The sequence below is a fragment of the Brevundimonas sp. genome, from assembly GCF_051858995.1.
Lineage (GTDB): Bacteria > Pseudomonadota > Alphaproteobacteria > Caulobacterales > Caulobacteraceae > Brevundimonas.
On sequence record NZ_JBHYGN010000011.1, the window covers coordinates 241259 to 254235 of the forward strand.

General features: G+C 68.2%; 12 protein-coding genes. 7 read left to right on the plus strand and 5 right to left on the minus strand.

What is annotated here, in order from left to right:
- The first annotated feature begins 3 nt into the window (after nt 1–3).
- The 3 genes from ACTIEF_RS13495 to pgsA all read left to right on the plus strand — a co-directional run bounded on the left by ACTIEF_RS13495 (nt 4) and on the right by pgsA (nt 1680).
- Nucleotides 4–312, plus strand: coding sequence for a YdeI/OmpD-associated family protein (locus tag ACTIEF_RS13495; protein ID WP_439472658.1), 309 nt, complete (start codon nt 4–6; stop codon nt 310–312).
- A gap of 42 nt (nt 313–354) precedes the next feature.
- Nucleotides 355–966: a carbonic anhydrase gene (locus ACTIEF_RS13500; protein WP_439472659.1), complete on the plus strand. Its 612-nt coding sequence runs from the start codon at nt 355–357 to the stop codon at nt 964–966.
- A gap of 69 nt (nt 967–1035) precedes the next feature.
- Entirely contained in the window at nt 1036–1680 is a 645-nt protein-coding gene (gene pgsA, locus ACTIEF_RS13505; protein ID WP_439472660.1) for a CDP-diacylglycerol--glycerol-3-phosphate 3-phosphatidyltransferase, read from the plus strand.
- Between the two features lie 229 nt (nt 1681–1909).
- Here the strand turns inward: pgsA and ACTIEF_RS13510 are convergent, their stop codons facing one another.
- Together ACTIEF_RS13510 and ACTIEF_RS13515 are read right to left on the minus strand one after the other, a co-directional pair.
- Nucleotides 1910–3985: a S46 family peptidase gene (locus tag ACTIEF_RS13510; RefSeq protein ID WP_439472661.1), complete on the minus strand. Its 2076-nt coding sequence runs from the start codon at nt 3983–3985 to the stop codon at nt 1910–1912.
- A 170-nt stretch (nt 3986–4155) separates the two neighbouring features.
- Nucleotides 4156–6252 carry a S46 family peptidase gene (locus tag ACTIEF_RS13515; RefSeq protein WP_439472662.1) on the minus strand — a complete coding sequence of 699 codons (2097 nt, stop codon included), beginning with the start codon at nt 6250–6252 and terminating at the stop codon, nt 4156–4158.
- Nucleotides 6253–6444: 192 nt separating this feature from the next.
- On the opposite strand from ACTIEF_RS13515, the gene ACTIEF_RS13520 reads away from it, so the two are divergent.
- Genes ACTIEF_RS13520 through ACTIEF_RS13530 form a run of 3 tightly spaced genes read left to right on the plus strand, consistent with a single transcriptional unit; the run spans nt 6445 to nt 9411 of the window.
- The gene (locus ACTIEF_RS13520) at nt 6445–7617 is read left to right on the plus strand and encodes an ABC transporter permease (RefSeq protein ID WP_439472663.1); all 1173 of its coding nucleotides are present in this window, start codon (nt 6445–6447) and stop codon (nt 7615–7617) included.
- Nucleotides 7614–8369 carry an ABC transporter ATP-binding protein gene (locus tag ACTIEF_RS13525; RefSeq protein WP_439472664.1) on the plus strand — a complete coding sequence of 252 codons (756 nt, stop codon included), beginning with the start codon at nt 7614–7616 and terminating at the stop codon, nt 8367–8369. The genes ACTIEF_RS13520 and ACTIEF_RS13525 overlap by 4 nt, the downstream gene beginning before the upstream one ends.
- A gap of 25 nt (nt 8370–8394) precedes the next feature.
- The gene (locus ACTIEF_RS13530; protein ID WP_439472665.1) at nt 8395–9411 is read left to right on the plus strand and encodes an HlyD family secretion protein; all 1017 of its coding nucleotides are present in this window, start codon (nt 8395–8397) and stop codon (nt 9409–9411) included.
- Nucleotides 9412–9424: 13 nt separating this feature from the next.
- Here the strand turns inward: ACTIEF_RS13530 and ACTIEF_RS13535 are convergent, their stop codons facing one another.
- Entirely contained in the window at nt 9425–10294 is an 870-nt protein-coding gene (locus ACTIEF_RS13535) for a LysR substrate-binding domain-containing protein (protein ID WP_439472666.1), read from the minus strand.
- A gap of 53 nt (nt 10295–10347) precedes the next feature.
- Here ACTIEF_RS13535 and ACTIEF_RS13540 point away from each other — a divergent pair, with 53 nt between their 5' ends.
- Nucleotides 10348–11496, plus strand: coding sequence for an MFS transporter (locus ACTIEF_RS13540; RefSeq protein ID WP_439472667.1), 1149 nt, complete (start codon nt 10348–10350; stop codon nt 11494–11496).
- Nucleotides 11497–11560: 64 nt separating this feature from the next.
- On the opposite strand, the gene ACTIEF_RS13545 is transcribed toward ACTIEF_RS13540, so the two are convergent.
- Both ACTIEF_RS13545 and ACTIEF_RS13550 read right to left on the minus strand, forming a co-directional pair.
- Nucleotides 11561–11872, minus strand: a complete 312-nt coding sequence (locus ACTIEF_RS13545; protein WP_439472668.1) for a hypothetical protein — start codon at nt 11870–11872, stop codon at nt 11561–11563.
- A gap of 188 nt (nt 11873–12060) precedes the next feature.
- Nucleotides 12061–12858 carry a crotonase/enoyl-CoA hydratase family protein gene (locus ACTIEF_RS13550; RefSeq protein ID WP_439472669.1) on the minus strand — a complete coding sequence of 266 codons (798 nt, stop codon included), beginning with the start codon at nt 12856–12858 and terminating at the stop codon, nt 12061–12063.
- Between the last annotated feature and the right edge of the window lie 119 nt (nt 12859–12977).

Here is a 12977-nt window from a genome sequence, read left to right on the forward strand (position 1 = left end):
GGCATGAGCGAGTTCGCAGAGGGCACGGTCCACGTCGCGGGCGAGGACCTGAAGTCCGCCCTGCAGGCTGATCCCGAGGTTCTGGCGCTGTGGGAGGGGCTGACGCCGCTGGGCCGCAATGAGTTCATCTGCTGGGTCGATGACGCCAAACAGGCGGCCACCCGCCAGCGTCGCATCTTGCGGACCCGGGAAGAGCTGCTGGAAGGCAAGAAGCGGCCCTGTTGCTGGGTCGGCTGCATCCACCGCACCGACAAGGCGCCCAGCCCGTGGCAGCAGGCCGTGCTGATAGACGGCAAGGCGTCGAAGGGCTGACACCCTCTCCCCCTGCGTCAACCGATCGCCTATACCCGCCCCATGACCGATCAGATCGCCGCCGGATATCGTCGCTTCCGCCAGGAGCGCTGGCCTGAGGCCCGGGCCGAGTATGAGGCGCTGGCCAAGGGGCAGAAGCCGCACACTCTGATCGTCGCCTGTTCCGACAGCCGGGCTGATCCGGCCCTGATCTTCGACGCCGCCCCAGGCGAGCTGTTCGTGGTGCGCAACGTCGCCAATCTGGTCCCGCCCTATGAGCCCGACGGCCATCTGCACGGCGTCTCGGCGGCGCTGGAGTTCGGGGTAAAGGTGCTGAACGTCTCGCGCATCGTGGTCATGGGCCACGCCTCGTGCGGCGGGGTGAACGCCATGATCCACGGCGCGCCCGACAATGTGCAGGACTTCGTCGCCCCCTGGGTCGCCCAGGGCGCGCCCGTCGTGCGCCGGGTCTGCGAGGAGGTCTCCGAAGACGATCAGGGGCAGGCGTCTGAAGAGGCGGTGGTCCGACTGTCGCTGGACAATCTGCGCACCTTCCCTTGGATCGCCGAGCGCGAGGCGGCGGGCCAGATCAAGCTGATCGGCCTGCATTTCGGGATCGCCGACGGCGTGCTTCGCGCGTTGAAGGGACCGGGGCGGTTCGAGCCCCTGACCTAGCGGCCGTCTGACGCCTCGCCTCGCCTCGCGAAGCGTGGCACACCGGATGTCCCTTTTCGGAAGTCAAAGATGACCCCCACCTCCCACGCCAATCCCATCCCCAACATCCTGACTGGCCTGCGTCTCGCCGCCGGGGTGGTGATGTTCCTGATGCTGGCGGGCGCGGCCCCGGGTTTCATGGACGGCTTCCTGTCGCCCGAGCAGCAGCTCAGCTTCGGCGTCTGGGCCTTCTGGATCTTCGCCGTCGCCGCCTCGACCGACTGGGTGGACGGCTTCCTGGCCCGCCGCTGGCACGCGACCACCCGCTGGGGCGCCATCCTCGATCCGATCGCCGACAAGGTGCTGATCACCGGCGCCATCCTCGGCGTGCTGGCCTCGGGCTCGCTGCCGGGCATCGCCATCCCCTGCGGCCTGATCCTGTTCCGTGAGTTCGCGGTCTCGGCCCTGCGCGAGACCGTGGCGGGCAAGGTCAAGCTGCCGGTCACCCTGCTGGCCAAGTGGAAGACCACCCTGCAGATGCTGGCGCTGGGCGCCCTGCAACTTACCCTGCTGTGGGACGCCTTCGGCCTCACCAACCCGGACGGCACGACCCCCGAATGGCAGGGCCATTTCGAGACCTTCGCCGTGACGCTGACCTGGCTGGCGGCCATCATCACCCTGTGGACCGGCTGGCAATATTTCTCGAAGGCCCAGCAGAAGATGAGCCAGCTCTGAGGAATGGCTAGTGGCTGGTGGCTGGTGGCTGGTGACTAGTGACTAGTGACTAGTGACTAGTTTGGTCTCAGCCGCCATCGAGCAAACAACGAAAAGCCCCGCCAGGATCACCGAGCGGGGCTCCTTTCTGTCTGGACCGCGAAGCGCTTCGCCTGATCCACTAGCCACTAGCCACTAGCCACTAGCCACTAGCCACTAGCCACTAGCCACTAGCCACCGGGAACTCGCCTCAGCGAACCCCCAGCTCCTCCACCAGCCGCTGCATGCCGTAGACGTCGCGCAGGGCGGTGGTCACGGCGCCGGTGGTCACGATGACCGAGCGGTTGACGTTGCGGTCATAGCCGTAGGCGTTGCGCTGGGTCAGGACGGTGGAGTCGAAGTTCGCCCCCACGATCTCGCCCGCCGCGGTCACGACCGGCGAACCCGACGAGCCGCCGATGGTGTCGGACGACACGGCCATGTTCAGCACGGTCGAGCCGTCGATGCGGTCGCGGGCGGCCAGAAGCTTGGGCGCGACGTCGAACGGGGCGGCGCCCGTCGCGCGGTCCCACAGGCCGCTGAAGGTGGTGAAGGCGCCGAAACGCTGGCCCGGAACGTCCGTGCCCTCGATCTTGCCGTAGGTCAGGCGCAGGGTGCCCGTGGCGTCCGGATAGACGCTGTCGCCATAGGTCTGGAAGCGCAGGGCGGCGAGGCGCTCCGAGGCGCGGTCGGTCGGGGCCTGAACCTGCTCCTCCCAGGCGGCGCGAACCGCGCGGGTCGGCTCCTGGATGCGCAGCAGGTACTGGATCAGCGGATCGTCCGAGGCCTCGATGGCGGCCAGTCCGCCTTCCCACAGGGCGCGACGCACCGCGGGGTCAGCCAGCTTCGTGCCCTCGATCAGGCGGGCCGACAGACCTTCCGGAGACTCCTGTCCCAGCAGTACGCGGACACTGGCGTTGTCGACGGTCAGCCATTCGCGGGTCTTGGACAGCCACCATTCCATGCGGACCTGCTCCAGGCCCGGATAGACCGGACGCTCGGCGAACAGGCCGGTCTGAACGCCCGACAGGCGGCTGTCGGCGAACTCGGGCAGGCGCTCGGCCGAGGGCTTGCCCCGCTCCTGCGCGCCGCGCACCAGCGTCCGCGCCCAGAGGAACAGCTGCGAACCGCCGCCGACCGGCGTGGTGCCGATGCCGGTGCCGCCTTCCAGCAGGGCGTAGGCCGGATAGCTTTCGCGCAGGATCGGTTGGACGCTGGTCAGGGTCGTCCACGGGTTGTCGGACCCGGCGTCGGCCTCGGCGCGACTGCGGAAGTCCGCTTCCTGCTCGGCCTTCATGCGCATGAAGTTCGCGTCGGTCAGGGCGCGCATCCGGCCCAGCCCGCGCTTGTAGGTGTTCTCGATCGAGACGATCGGGTCCATCGCCTCGAAGGCCTGACGCTCGCCTTCCTCGGAGTAGCGGATCAGGCGGCCACGCAGTTCGGAGGCGATCAGCTGGTCCATCGGCAGGACCACGTCACGAACGCTGAACAGCTGGTCCTGGGTCAGCAGGCGCTGGGTCGCGCCCGGGCTGCCGGTGACGAAGACCGGCGTGCCCTCCACCGGCCGATCGGCCTTCCAGGTGAAGTGGGTCGGGGTCTGGGCTGGGGCGCCGTTCTCGTACAGGCGGATGAAGGCCGCATCGATGGCGAAGCGCGGGAAGCTGAAGTTGTCCAGATCGCCGCCGAAGGTCGCCGCGCGATCCTCGGGCGCCCAGGCCAGGCGGACGTCGGAGTATTTCTTGTAGGTGTAGAGCTTGAACTGGCCGCCCCGGTACAGGGTCACGACCTGACAGCGCTTGTTGGCGTCGCTGCCGCAGGCTTCCTGTTCGATGCGGCTGGCCTCGGCGTCACGGGCGCGGGTGAAGGCCTGACCGGTCAGACCGGCGCCGGCGGCGTGCATGCGTTGGGTCACATCGCTGATGTCGGTCAGGATCTCGGCGGTCGAGCCGGGACATTTCAGCTCTTCCTCGCGGGTGCGCGGGGTGAAGCCGGTCTCGGCGTAGTTGATCGCCTGCGTCGACAGATTGGCCACGCAGGTGGCGACGCAGTGGTTGTTGGTCATCACCAGACCTTCGCCCGAGACCAGCCCGGCGGAGCAACCGCCGAACTTCACCGACGACAGGCGCACCCGGTCCAGCCAGGCCTGATCGATGTTGGTGCCCAGCGTCTGGTTGGCGCGGGCGATGGGGAAGTTGTCGTAGGTCCACATGCCTTCCTCGGCCTGCGCGACCGATCCGGCGGCGAGGGTCAGAAGGGCGGCGGCGAGGGCGGGGGTGAGGTGACGCATGGAAGACTCCAGTCTTCCTTCTCCACTCTGGGGAGAAGGTGGGCCCGAAGGGCTCGGATGAGGGGCTCTGACGGCATCCAGAACGGAAAAAGGGGGCAGGCGTCAACCTGCCCCCTCATTCGTCTCGCTCCGCGAGCCACCTTCTCCCTCGAGGGGAGAAGGGCTGACTTTTACCGGCGGGTGCGGCGTTGCGGGCGATCCACGCCCAGCTCCTGCAGGATGCGAGGGCTCGGGTAGATGTTGCGCAGGGCTTCGGTGATGGCGGCGGTCGAGACCGACACCGTCCGGTTCAGTTCACCGTCGTAGCCGAACGAGCCGCCCAGCGAGTGGATGTTGCCGTCGAACGCCGCGCCGATGACTTCACCGTTGGCGTTGATCACGGGCGAGCCCGAGTTGCCGCCGATGATGTCGTTGGTCGAGGTGAAGTCGTAGACGGTTTCCTTGTTCACCCGGGCTTCGTTGTCGATGAAGGCCTGGGCCGCGTTGAACGGCTCCGAACCGGTGGCCCGCTCGTACAGGCCGCCCATGTAGGTGAACGGCGGCACGGTCACGCCGCGGTAGCTCCAGCCCTGAACCTGGCCGTACGACAGGCGCAGGCTGAAGGTGGCGTCCGGATACAGGTTGGTGCCGTAGACCGCGAAGCGGGCCTGGGCGACCTTCTCGGCGGCGCGGGCGGTCGGGGCGTTGACCTCGGCGTTCCAGCGGGCGCCGATGGCGGCGGCCGCATCGTCGTTGGCCAGAACGAAGGCCAGCAGCGGGTCAGCGGCGGCCAGTTGTTCCGTCGTCATGGTCAGGGCTTGGGCGCGGAAGGCCGGATCGGCCAGCTTGGTGCCCGAGATCAGGCGATCGGCCAGGGCTTCCGGGCTTTCGCGGCCCAGCAGAGCCTTCACCTGCGCATTGTCGACCGTCAGATACTCGCGCGTCTTCGACAGCCAGTAGCGCATGCGGATTTCTTCCATGTCCGCATAGATCGGGGTCTCGGCCGAGATCGCCGCCGACATGCGGGCGCGTTGCTCCGCCGTCAGGTTGGTGTTCTTGGCCGCGCGCACGATGGAGCGGGCATAGGCGTAAAGCTGCGAACCGCCGCCGGCCGATTGCTCCAGCTGGCGGAAGGGCAGGTACAGGTCGCGGGCGGTCGATTGCACGCGCTCCAGATCGGCCCACGGGTCACCGATGCGCTGGACCAGGGCGGGATCGGCGGCGACGCGGGCGCGCAGCTCGTTCTCTTCCTCGCGCTTCTTGGCCATGAAGGCCGGATCGGTCAGGGCGCCTTGCTGGCCGTAGTAGACCTTGAAGCTGTTCTCCAGGCCGAAGACCGGGTCGAACGACACGCGCTTGGCCTCATCGCCGGTCAGCGAGTACTCGAGCAGACGGCCACGCAGTTCCGAGTTCTGGATCAGGGTGATCGGCAGCTGCTGGTCGCGCAGGCGCTCCAGCTGGCTCATGGTCAGAAGGCGCTGGGTGGTGCCCGGGTTGCCCGAGACGAAGGTCACGTCGCCTTCGGCCGGAGCGTTGGCGTTCCAGCGCAGATAGTTGTTGCCGACGTCGACCGGCTTGCCGTCCTCGTAGGCGCGCAGGAAACCGGCATCCAGGGCGTAGCGCGGGAAGTTGAAGTTGTCGGGGTCCCCACCGAAGAAGGCGGCCTGATTTTCAGGCGCGAAGACCAGACGGACGTCGTCGTACTTGCGGAACTTGTACAGGGCGTATTTGCCGCCGCGGTAGAAGCTGATCACTTGGCAGCTGAATTTGGCGTCGCCGGCGCAGGCTTCGGTCTGGATTTTGTTGATCTCGGCGCTGCGGGCGGCGTTGAAGGCGGCGCCTTCGAGGCCTTCACCGGCGGCGAGGACGCGGTCGGTGACGTCCACGATCTGGGTCAGAACCTCGGCGGTCTGGCCCGGGCAGCGGCGCTCTTCCTCGCGGGTCGCCGACAGGAAGCCGTTCTTGACCAGATCTTCCTGCGGGCTGGACAGCTCCTGGGCGCAACCGACGACGCAGTGCCAGTTGGTCAGGATCAGGCCGTCCGGCGAGACGAAGGAGGCCGAGCAGCCCTGGATGCGCACCGAGGCGTTGCGCACGCGGTCCAGCCAGGCCTGATCCAGACGGGTGCCGTAGCGCTGGTTCACGGTCTGGATGGGGAAATTGTCGAAGGTCCACATGCCTTCGTCGGCGCGGGCGGTTCCCGGCGCGGCCAAGATTGCCATGAGGCCGCCGACGGCGACGATGGAGGCGGTCGCCTGAACGGCGGACCGCAACGAACGGAACAGCATGGTGGTAAATCTCCCTTCGGTCCGGCCTGGCCGCCGGCCTGTTACACCGTAACTAGCGCCACTCAAGGGCCGTCGTCCACGGTTTCCGGTTATGTCAGGTGATGCGCCTGCAATCGCCTTACCCCGATTTAACTTGGCCACAACCGCAGCGGTCGTCACATAGCGGTCAACGTTCGGGGCCCGCTGAAATCCATGTCACTCGCGCTTTCAACTCTTCTGTATGAGTGGCGCCGCTATATGGCGGCGGTGATGGCCCTCGCCCTGTCCGGCCTGCTCGTGCTGGCCATGACCGGCGTCTTCATCGGCATCGGCAAGGGATTCACCGCCACCATCGAGCGGTCCAGCGCCGACATCATCATCATGCAGCCCGGCGCCAAGAGCCTGATCGGCGGTCCGTCGGGCGTGCCGCGCCGCTTCATCCCGCTGGCCTATCGCAACCCGGCCGTGGTTGAGGTCCAGCCGCTGGATGGCGCGGGCGGCTCGTTCCAGTCGGTCAAGAACGTCGACCCGACCATGTCGCAGGCCGATCGCGCCAAGATGGGCGCGCCCCGCCAGCAGTTCGTGCAATCGATGGTCATCGACACCACGCCGGGCGCGGTGACCATTCCGACCGACTATTCGCAGGAACTGGTCGACGCCCTGCGCCAGCCCTACACCGTCGCCATCGACGAAACCGCCATGGGCAAACTGGGCGTCAAGCTGGGCGACAAGGCGCTGTACAACGGCCAGACGGTCACCGTCGTCGGCATCACCCGCGGCTATCCCAACATGATGCAGGCCACCGTGATCATGTCGCGGGACACCCTGCGCATGGTCGGTCAGGCGGACACCGGCCCCCGCGTCGGCCCGCTGATGGTCAAGCTGTCCGATCCAACGCAGGCCGAGCGCGTGGCCAATGAGCTGAACGTCCAGGGCGACGGCCAGTGGAAGGCCTGGACCCGCCAGCAACTGGCCGACGCCAACGCTGGCGCCATGTTCGAGGAAGGCATCCTGGTCATCATCATCGGCGGCTGCGTGGTGCTGGGCACCATCATCGGCGTGGCCATCACCTGGCAGACCCTGCGCGGCGCCATCATGGCCAACATCAAGGAGTTCGCCTCGTTGCGCGCCTTGGGCGTCGGTATGGGCAGCCTGCGCCGCATCGTCATGGAGCTGAGCTTCTGGGTCGGCTGCGTGGGCGTGATCGCCGCGATCTTCCTCACCTGGCTGGTTCAGATGCTGGCCATGATGGGGGCCGTGATCATCGCCCTGCCGTTCGGACTTCTGCTGATCGTCGGCGGCGGCCTGATCGTCATCGCCATGCTGTCCGGCCTGCTGTCGCTCGGCATCCTCAAGAACAGCCAACCGGCGGACCTGCTGCGATGAACGCCAAGACCAAGGTTCACGGAAAACACGGCGACTTCGCCATTGAGGCAAAGGGTCTCGTCAAGCGGTTCAAGTCCGGCAAGAGCTTCGTCGAAGTGCTCAAGGGCGTGGATTTCGACGCCCGCCACGGCGACCTGACCATGGTCATGGGACCGTCGGGCTCGGGCAAGTCGACCCTGATCGCCGCCCTGTCCGGCCTGCTGCGGCCCGAACAGGGACGCGTGGACGCGCTGGACGTCGATGACCTGTGGAGCTTCTCCTCGGGCCGGATCGACAAATTCCGCCTCGACCACTGCGGCTTCATCTTCCAGGGCTTCAACCTGTTTCCGGCCCTCAGCGCGCTGCAGCAGGTCGAGATCGTGCTGAAGTTCCAGGGGCTGTCGCCCGGCGACGCGAAGAAGCGCGCCCAGCTGGCGCTGGAGGAGGTCGGCCTCGGCCACCGCCTGCATCAGCGCCCGACCGCCCTGTCGGGCGGCGAGAAGCAGCGCGTGGCCATCGCCCGCGCCCTGGCCAAAGACCCGCACATCCTGTTCGCGGACGAGCCGACGTCCGCGCTGGACGGCGAGAACGGTCAGGTGGTCATCCGCCTGCTGCGTCGCGCCGCCACCGAGCACGGCGCCGCAGTCATCTGCGTGACCCACGACCCGCGCCTCGAGGCCTGGGCCGACCGGGTCATCCACATCGAAGACGGCGTCATCATCAGTGACGAACGCCGCACGCCCAATCCTGACGCCGCCCTGGCGTCGCACTGAACGCCCTCCCGGACCGAGACATCTCATGCGCATTCTCAAGAACAAATGGCTCTGGATCGGCCTGGTCGCGATCGTCCTGATCGTGAGCGTCTTCCTGTTCATGCAGGGACAGGCGGCGGAGAAGAAGGCCTCTGAAGAGAAGGCCCAGGCCGAACGGTCCGAGAGCCCCTATGCGGCCATCGCCAACGGCAAGGTCGATATCGAGGGCGGCATCATCCAGATCGCGGCCCGTCGCGGCGGCGTCGTCCGTGAGGTGCTGGTGCAAGAAGGCGACCGCGTCGTCGCCGGCCAGATCCTCGCCCGTCAGGAAGACGACGAGCCCCGCCTGGCCCTGCAGACCGCCAACGCCGATCTGTCTTCGGCCCAGAGCCAGCTGCGTCTGATCCAGGTCGACATCCGCACCGCCCAGCGCGAGTTCGAACGTCTGGAGCGCCTCGCCTCGACCAACTTCGTCGCCGCCCAACGTCTGGATCAGGCCCGCGACGCCATCGCCCAGGCCGAGGCCCGGTTGGGCTCGCAACAGGCGTCCGTCCAGACCGCCATCGCCCGCCGCGACCAGGCCGCCTACAACGTCGAGCTGACCGTCATCCGCTCGCCCGCCAACGGCCGCATCGTCCGCCGCTACGCCAACCCCGGCGCCGGCGCCTCGACCCTGAACGTGTCGAACATGTTCGATCTTGAGCCCGACGCGCCGCGCATCGCCCGCGCCGAGATCGTCGAGAGCGACATCCCGAACGTCACGGTCGGCCAGCAGGTCGAGATCCAGCCCGAAGGCGACACCTCCAAGGTCTACGTCGGCACAGTGATGCGCCGCGCCGCCGTCTTCGGCGCCCGCAAGCTGGCCTCGGACGATCCCTCGCAGCGTTCGGACGAGCGTGTCATCGAGGTCGTCGTCTCTGCCGGCGACGCGCCCCTGCTGATCGGCCAGCGCGTTCTGGTGAAGTTCATGAAGCCCGGCCAGACCGCCGGCGCCCGTCGTGACGTGACCGTCGGCGTCCCGGCTGACCGCTCCATGCAGGCCCCGGCCCGTCAAGCCGGCTGATGATCCTCGGGGATCAGGTCCGCGTCCGGCGGGCCTGGTCTCTGAGCCACCGCATAACGATCCGCTCGCTGCGGGTCGGGGCGCCCGGTCCACGGATCGCCGCCATGACACCGCCATCCGGCAGGAAGCCGAACGGCGCGATCAGTCGCCCGGCGGCGATCTCGTCCTCCACGATGCCCCATGGCAGGACCGCCGCGCCCAGCCCGGCCACGGCGGCGTCCACCACCATATGCAGGTGCGCCAGCGTCCGGTTCCGCCCGAGGGGCGCGGACCGCCCGCTCGCCGTCTCCCAGTCGCTCCACGCATGTTCACGGGTTCGGGTTGTCAGGCGCGGCGCGGTCTCCAGCCGGTCTGACAGCGCCGGCGCGCAGACCAGCCCGATCCGGTTTTCGACCAGGGCGTCCAGCCCCGGCTCATCCAACTGGTCCGCATCGACATAGCGCAGCACCAGGTCCGCGCCGCGCTGACGGACCGCGCGCAGTTCCAGTTCGCTCAGCAGCAGGCTCACCTCGGGATGCCGCGCCTCGAAGTCGGCGAGCCGGGGCACCAGCCACTTCACCGCCAGGCTGGGGTGGACGGCCAGCCGCACCACATCGCGCTCGCGCACCTGCCGCACGGCCGCCGCCAGCCCGTCGAAGCTCTCTGTCAGCCCGGCCAGCAGTGTCCGGCCCGGTTCGGTCAGGGTCAGCCGATGCTTCGGCCCCTCGAACAGCCGGATGCCGAGCGCGGCTTCCAGAGCCTTCACCTGACGGCTGACAGCGCTGTGGGTCACATGCAGTTCGGCCGCCGCCCGGGTGGCGCTGCCGGTCCGTCCCATCGCCTCGAACGCTCGCAGCCCGGTCAGTGACGGCAGCGACCCGCGAGGTGTGAGATTTTCGAACATGCCTTAGTCGATATGTCGCTTTCGTCGGGCGGGCAATCCCGCGATCCAGCGCCATGTCCCTGCGCGCCCGCCTCATCGTTCCGGTCCTTGGTCTCGGCCAGATCGTCGCCTTCGCCTCCAGCTACTATCTGCTGGGGATCCTGGCGGATCCGATGGCGCGAGCTTTCGACCTGCCGCCGACGCGGGTATTCGCGGCGCTTTCCGTCGCCTTCCTCGTCTCGGCCGTGCTGACTCCCTTCGCCGGCAGGTGGATCGAGCGGCGCGGCGGACGGCGGGTTCAGGCTGTGGCCCACGTGGCTTTCGCCGCGGCGCTGTTGCTGATGGCGACCGCCTCCGCGCCCTGGATGCTGCTGGCGGGCGTGACGGCGCTGGGTCTGGGCATGGCGACCGGCCTGTACGGCACGGCCTTCGCGATCCTGGTGGAGATTCACGGCGCCGCCGCCCGCAGGCCGATCACCGCCGTCTCCCTGCTCGGGGCGCTGGGCGGCGGGCTGGGCTGGCCCATCAACCGCCTGCTGGTCGAGACCTGGGACTGGCGTGTCGCCTGCGTCGTCTGGGCCCTGACGCATCTGGTCGTCTGTCTGCCGCTGACGCTCTTCATCCTGCCGTCGCGCCGCTCCCAGAGCGTTGCGCAGGCGAGCGTCGCGACGCCGATCCGTTGGGACCGTCGCATGATCCAGATCGCGGGCGTCTTCGCTGGAGGCTGGATGGTGTCGGCCGCAATGGGCGCGCACCTGCCGCGCCTGCTGGCCGATCTCGGATTGACCCCGGCGCGCGCCGCCTGGGCCGCGGGACTGATGGCCGCCAGCGCTGTCGGCGCGCGCCTGTTTGATCTGGTCTTGCTGCACCGATCCCATCCGGTGCTCACCGTCCGGATCGCCAGCCTGTTCCATCCGGCCGGGGCCGCGCTGGCATGGCTCGGCGGCGCGCGTCTGGCGCCGTTTCTGGCGGTGGGGCAGGGGATGGGAAACGGCTTCCTCTCCGTCGCCTCCGGGGTCTTGCCGCTGCACGTCTTCGGCCCGGACCGGTACGCCGTCCGGCAGGCGCTGGTGCTGACACCGGCCCGTTATCTGCAGGCGCTGGCCCCCGCGGCCTATGCCCTGGCGATAGAGGTCTCGCCGCCCGCGGCCCTCGCGGCGTCCAGCCTGCTGTGCCTTGGCGTGTTCGCCCTGACGCTCGGCCTGGGTCCTGCCAGGACCTGAGGACCGCGCAAGAAAAAGCCCCGGAGATCGCTCTCCGGGGCATTGTTCATTCCGCAGGCGGCGATCAGGCGGCCGGGGCGGTGCAACGAGCGCTGATCTCGGCGGTCAGGCGGGCGCGGGTGGCCTCGTCGGCCCGGCGCATCTGGTTCTCAGCCGAGCGGCGGTGAGCGGCGGCGGCGTTGCGGACCGAGCGGTCGCGACCGCCCGACTGGGCGCGAAGGGCGCGATCATAGGGCGAGGCGTCTTCACGGGCGCCCGAGACCAGACCGGCGCACCGGGCGGTCTGCAGATAGGCTTCGTTGCTCATGGGGGTTTGCGCGCTGGCCGAGGCGGCGACGAGCAGGGACGCGGTGAGCACGCTGACAAAAGCACGCATTTTGTTTCTCCGTTGATGCCGTTCGGCCAGCGGAGTTCTCGCCAATTTGTCGGTCGAAACAAGTGAAATGGGGTTCATGTTTGGAAGAGTATTACAGTCCGTCCATCTTCCTGGCTGATATTTGTCCGAATTGTCCGGTTGTGGAGGATTTTTCTTCCAAAACACAGAACGGCGCACGGAAAGCGCTGTTATCGGCCTCTGAACTCCGGCGTCCGCTTCTCCAGCACCGCGGCGACGCCCTCGGCATGATCTTCCGTCAGGTGGGCGAGGGCCTGCATGGCGGCGGTCATTTCCAGTATCTGGTCGAAGGTGGCCTCGCGCCCCTGACGCAGCAGGGCCTTGGTCATGCGCAGGGCGTGGGGCGCCTGGGCGGCGATCTCGCCCGCCGTCTTCAGCGCCTCCTCCATCAGGTACTCTGCCGCGACCACGCGGTTGACCAGTCCCCACTCGTGCGCCGTGCGGGCGTCCAGGGTGCGGCCGGTGAACAGCATCTCGGCGGCGCGGGCGTAGCCGACGTTGCGGGGCAGGAGCCAGGCCCCGCCGTCACCGGGCAGGATGCCCAGCCGCAGGAAGGGGGCGCCGAAAGACGCCTGCTCGGACGCGATGCGGATGTCGGCCAGACCCGCGATGTCGCCGCCCAGCCCCATGGCCGGACCGTTCACCGCCGCCACCAGCGGAACCTCCAACCCGTACAGGGCGCGCACGATCAACTGCACCTCGCGGCGATAGCCTTCGCGAATGTCCGGTCCGGCGCCGGCGAAGGCGCCCGACTTGTCGCGCATGGCCTTCAGGTCGCCGCCCGCCGAGAAGGCGCGCCCGGCGCCGGTCAGCACCACGCAGCGCACCCCCCGGTCGTCGTTCACCGCCTCGCAGGCGCGAGCGAAGGCCGCGCCGTCGCCCGGATCGGGCAGGGCGTTCAGCCGGTCCGCTCGGTCCAGCGTCCAGAGTTCGATCGGGCCGCGACGTTCGATGTGGATCAGGGTCATGGGAGGTGCTGTGCCGCATTCGGCGGGCGGAGACAAACTCAGGAGAGTGACTAGCCACTAGCCACTAGGTCCAATCGACATTCAGGGGATTCACTTGCGGCCTGATGCGTGATTCATGG

Excerpts from the sequence above, each read along its gene's own strand:
- ACTIEF_RS13495 (WP_439472658.1), top strand. The coding sequence starts at position 4 with ATGAGCGAGTTCGCAGAGGGCACGGTCCACGTCGCGGGCGAGGACCTG.
- ACTIEF_RS13500 (WP_439472659.1), top strand. The coding sequence starts at position 355 with ATGACCGATCAGATCGCCGCCGGATATCGTCGCTTCCGCCAGGAGCGC.
- pgsA (WP_439472660.1), top strand. The coding sequence starts at position 1,036 with ATGACCCCCACCTCCCACGCCAATCCCATCCCCAACATCCTGACTGGC.
- ACTIEF_RS13510 (WP_439472661.1), bottom strand. The coding sequence starts at position 3,985 with ATGCGTCACCTCACCCCCGCCCTCGCCGCCGCCCTTCTGACCCTCGCC.
- ACTIEF_RS13515 (WP_439472662.1), bottom strand. The coding sequence starts at position 6,252 with ATGCTGTTCCGTTCGTTGCGGTCCGCCGTTCAGGCGACCGCCTCCATC.
- ACTIEF_RS13520 (WP_439472663.1), top strand. The coding sequence starts at position 6,445 with ATGTCACTCGCGCTTTCAACTCTTCTGTATGAGTGGCGCCGCTATATG.
- ACTIEF_RS13525 (WP_439472664.1), top strand. The coding sequence starts at position 7,614 with ATGAACGCCAAGACCAAGGTTCACGGAAAACACGGCGACTTCGCCATT.
- ACTIEF_RS13530 (WP_439472665.1), top strand. The coding sequence starts at position 8,395 with ATGCGCATTCTCAAGAACAAATGGCTCTGGATCGGCCTGGTCGCGATC.
- ACTIEF_RS13535 (WP_439472666.1), bottom strand. The coding sequence starts at position 10,294 with ATGTTCGAAAATCTCACACCTCGCGGGTCGCTGCCGTCACTGACCGGG.
- ACTIEF_RS13540 (WP_439472667.1), top strand. The coding sequence starts at position 10,348 with ATGTCCCTGCGCGCCCGCCTCATCGTTCCGGTCCTTGGTCTCGGCCAG.
- ACTIEF_RS13545 (WP_439472668.1), bottom strand. The coding sequence starts at position 11,872 with ATGCGTGCTTTTGTCAGCGTGCTCACCGCGTCCCTGCTCGTCGCCGCC.
- ACTIEF_RS13550 (WP_439472669.1), bottom strand. The coding sequence starts at position 12,858 with ATGACCCTGATCCACATCGAACGTCGCGGCCCGATCGAACTCTGGACG.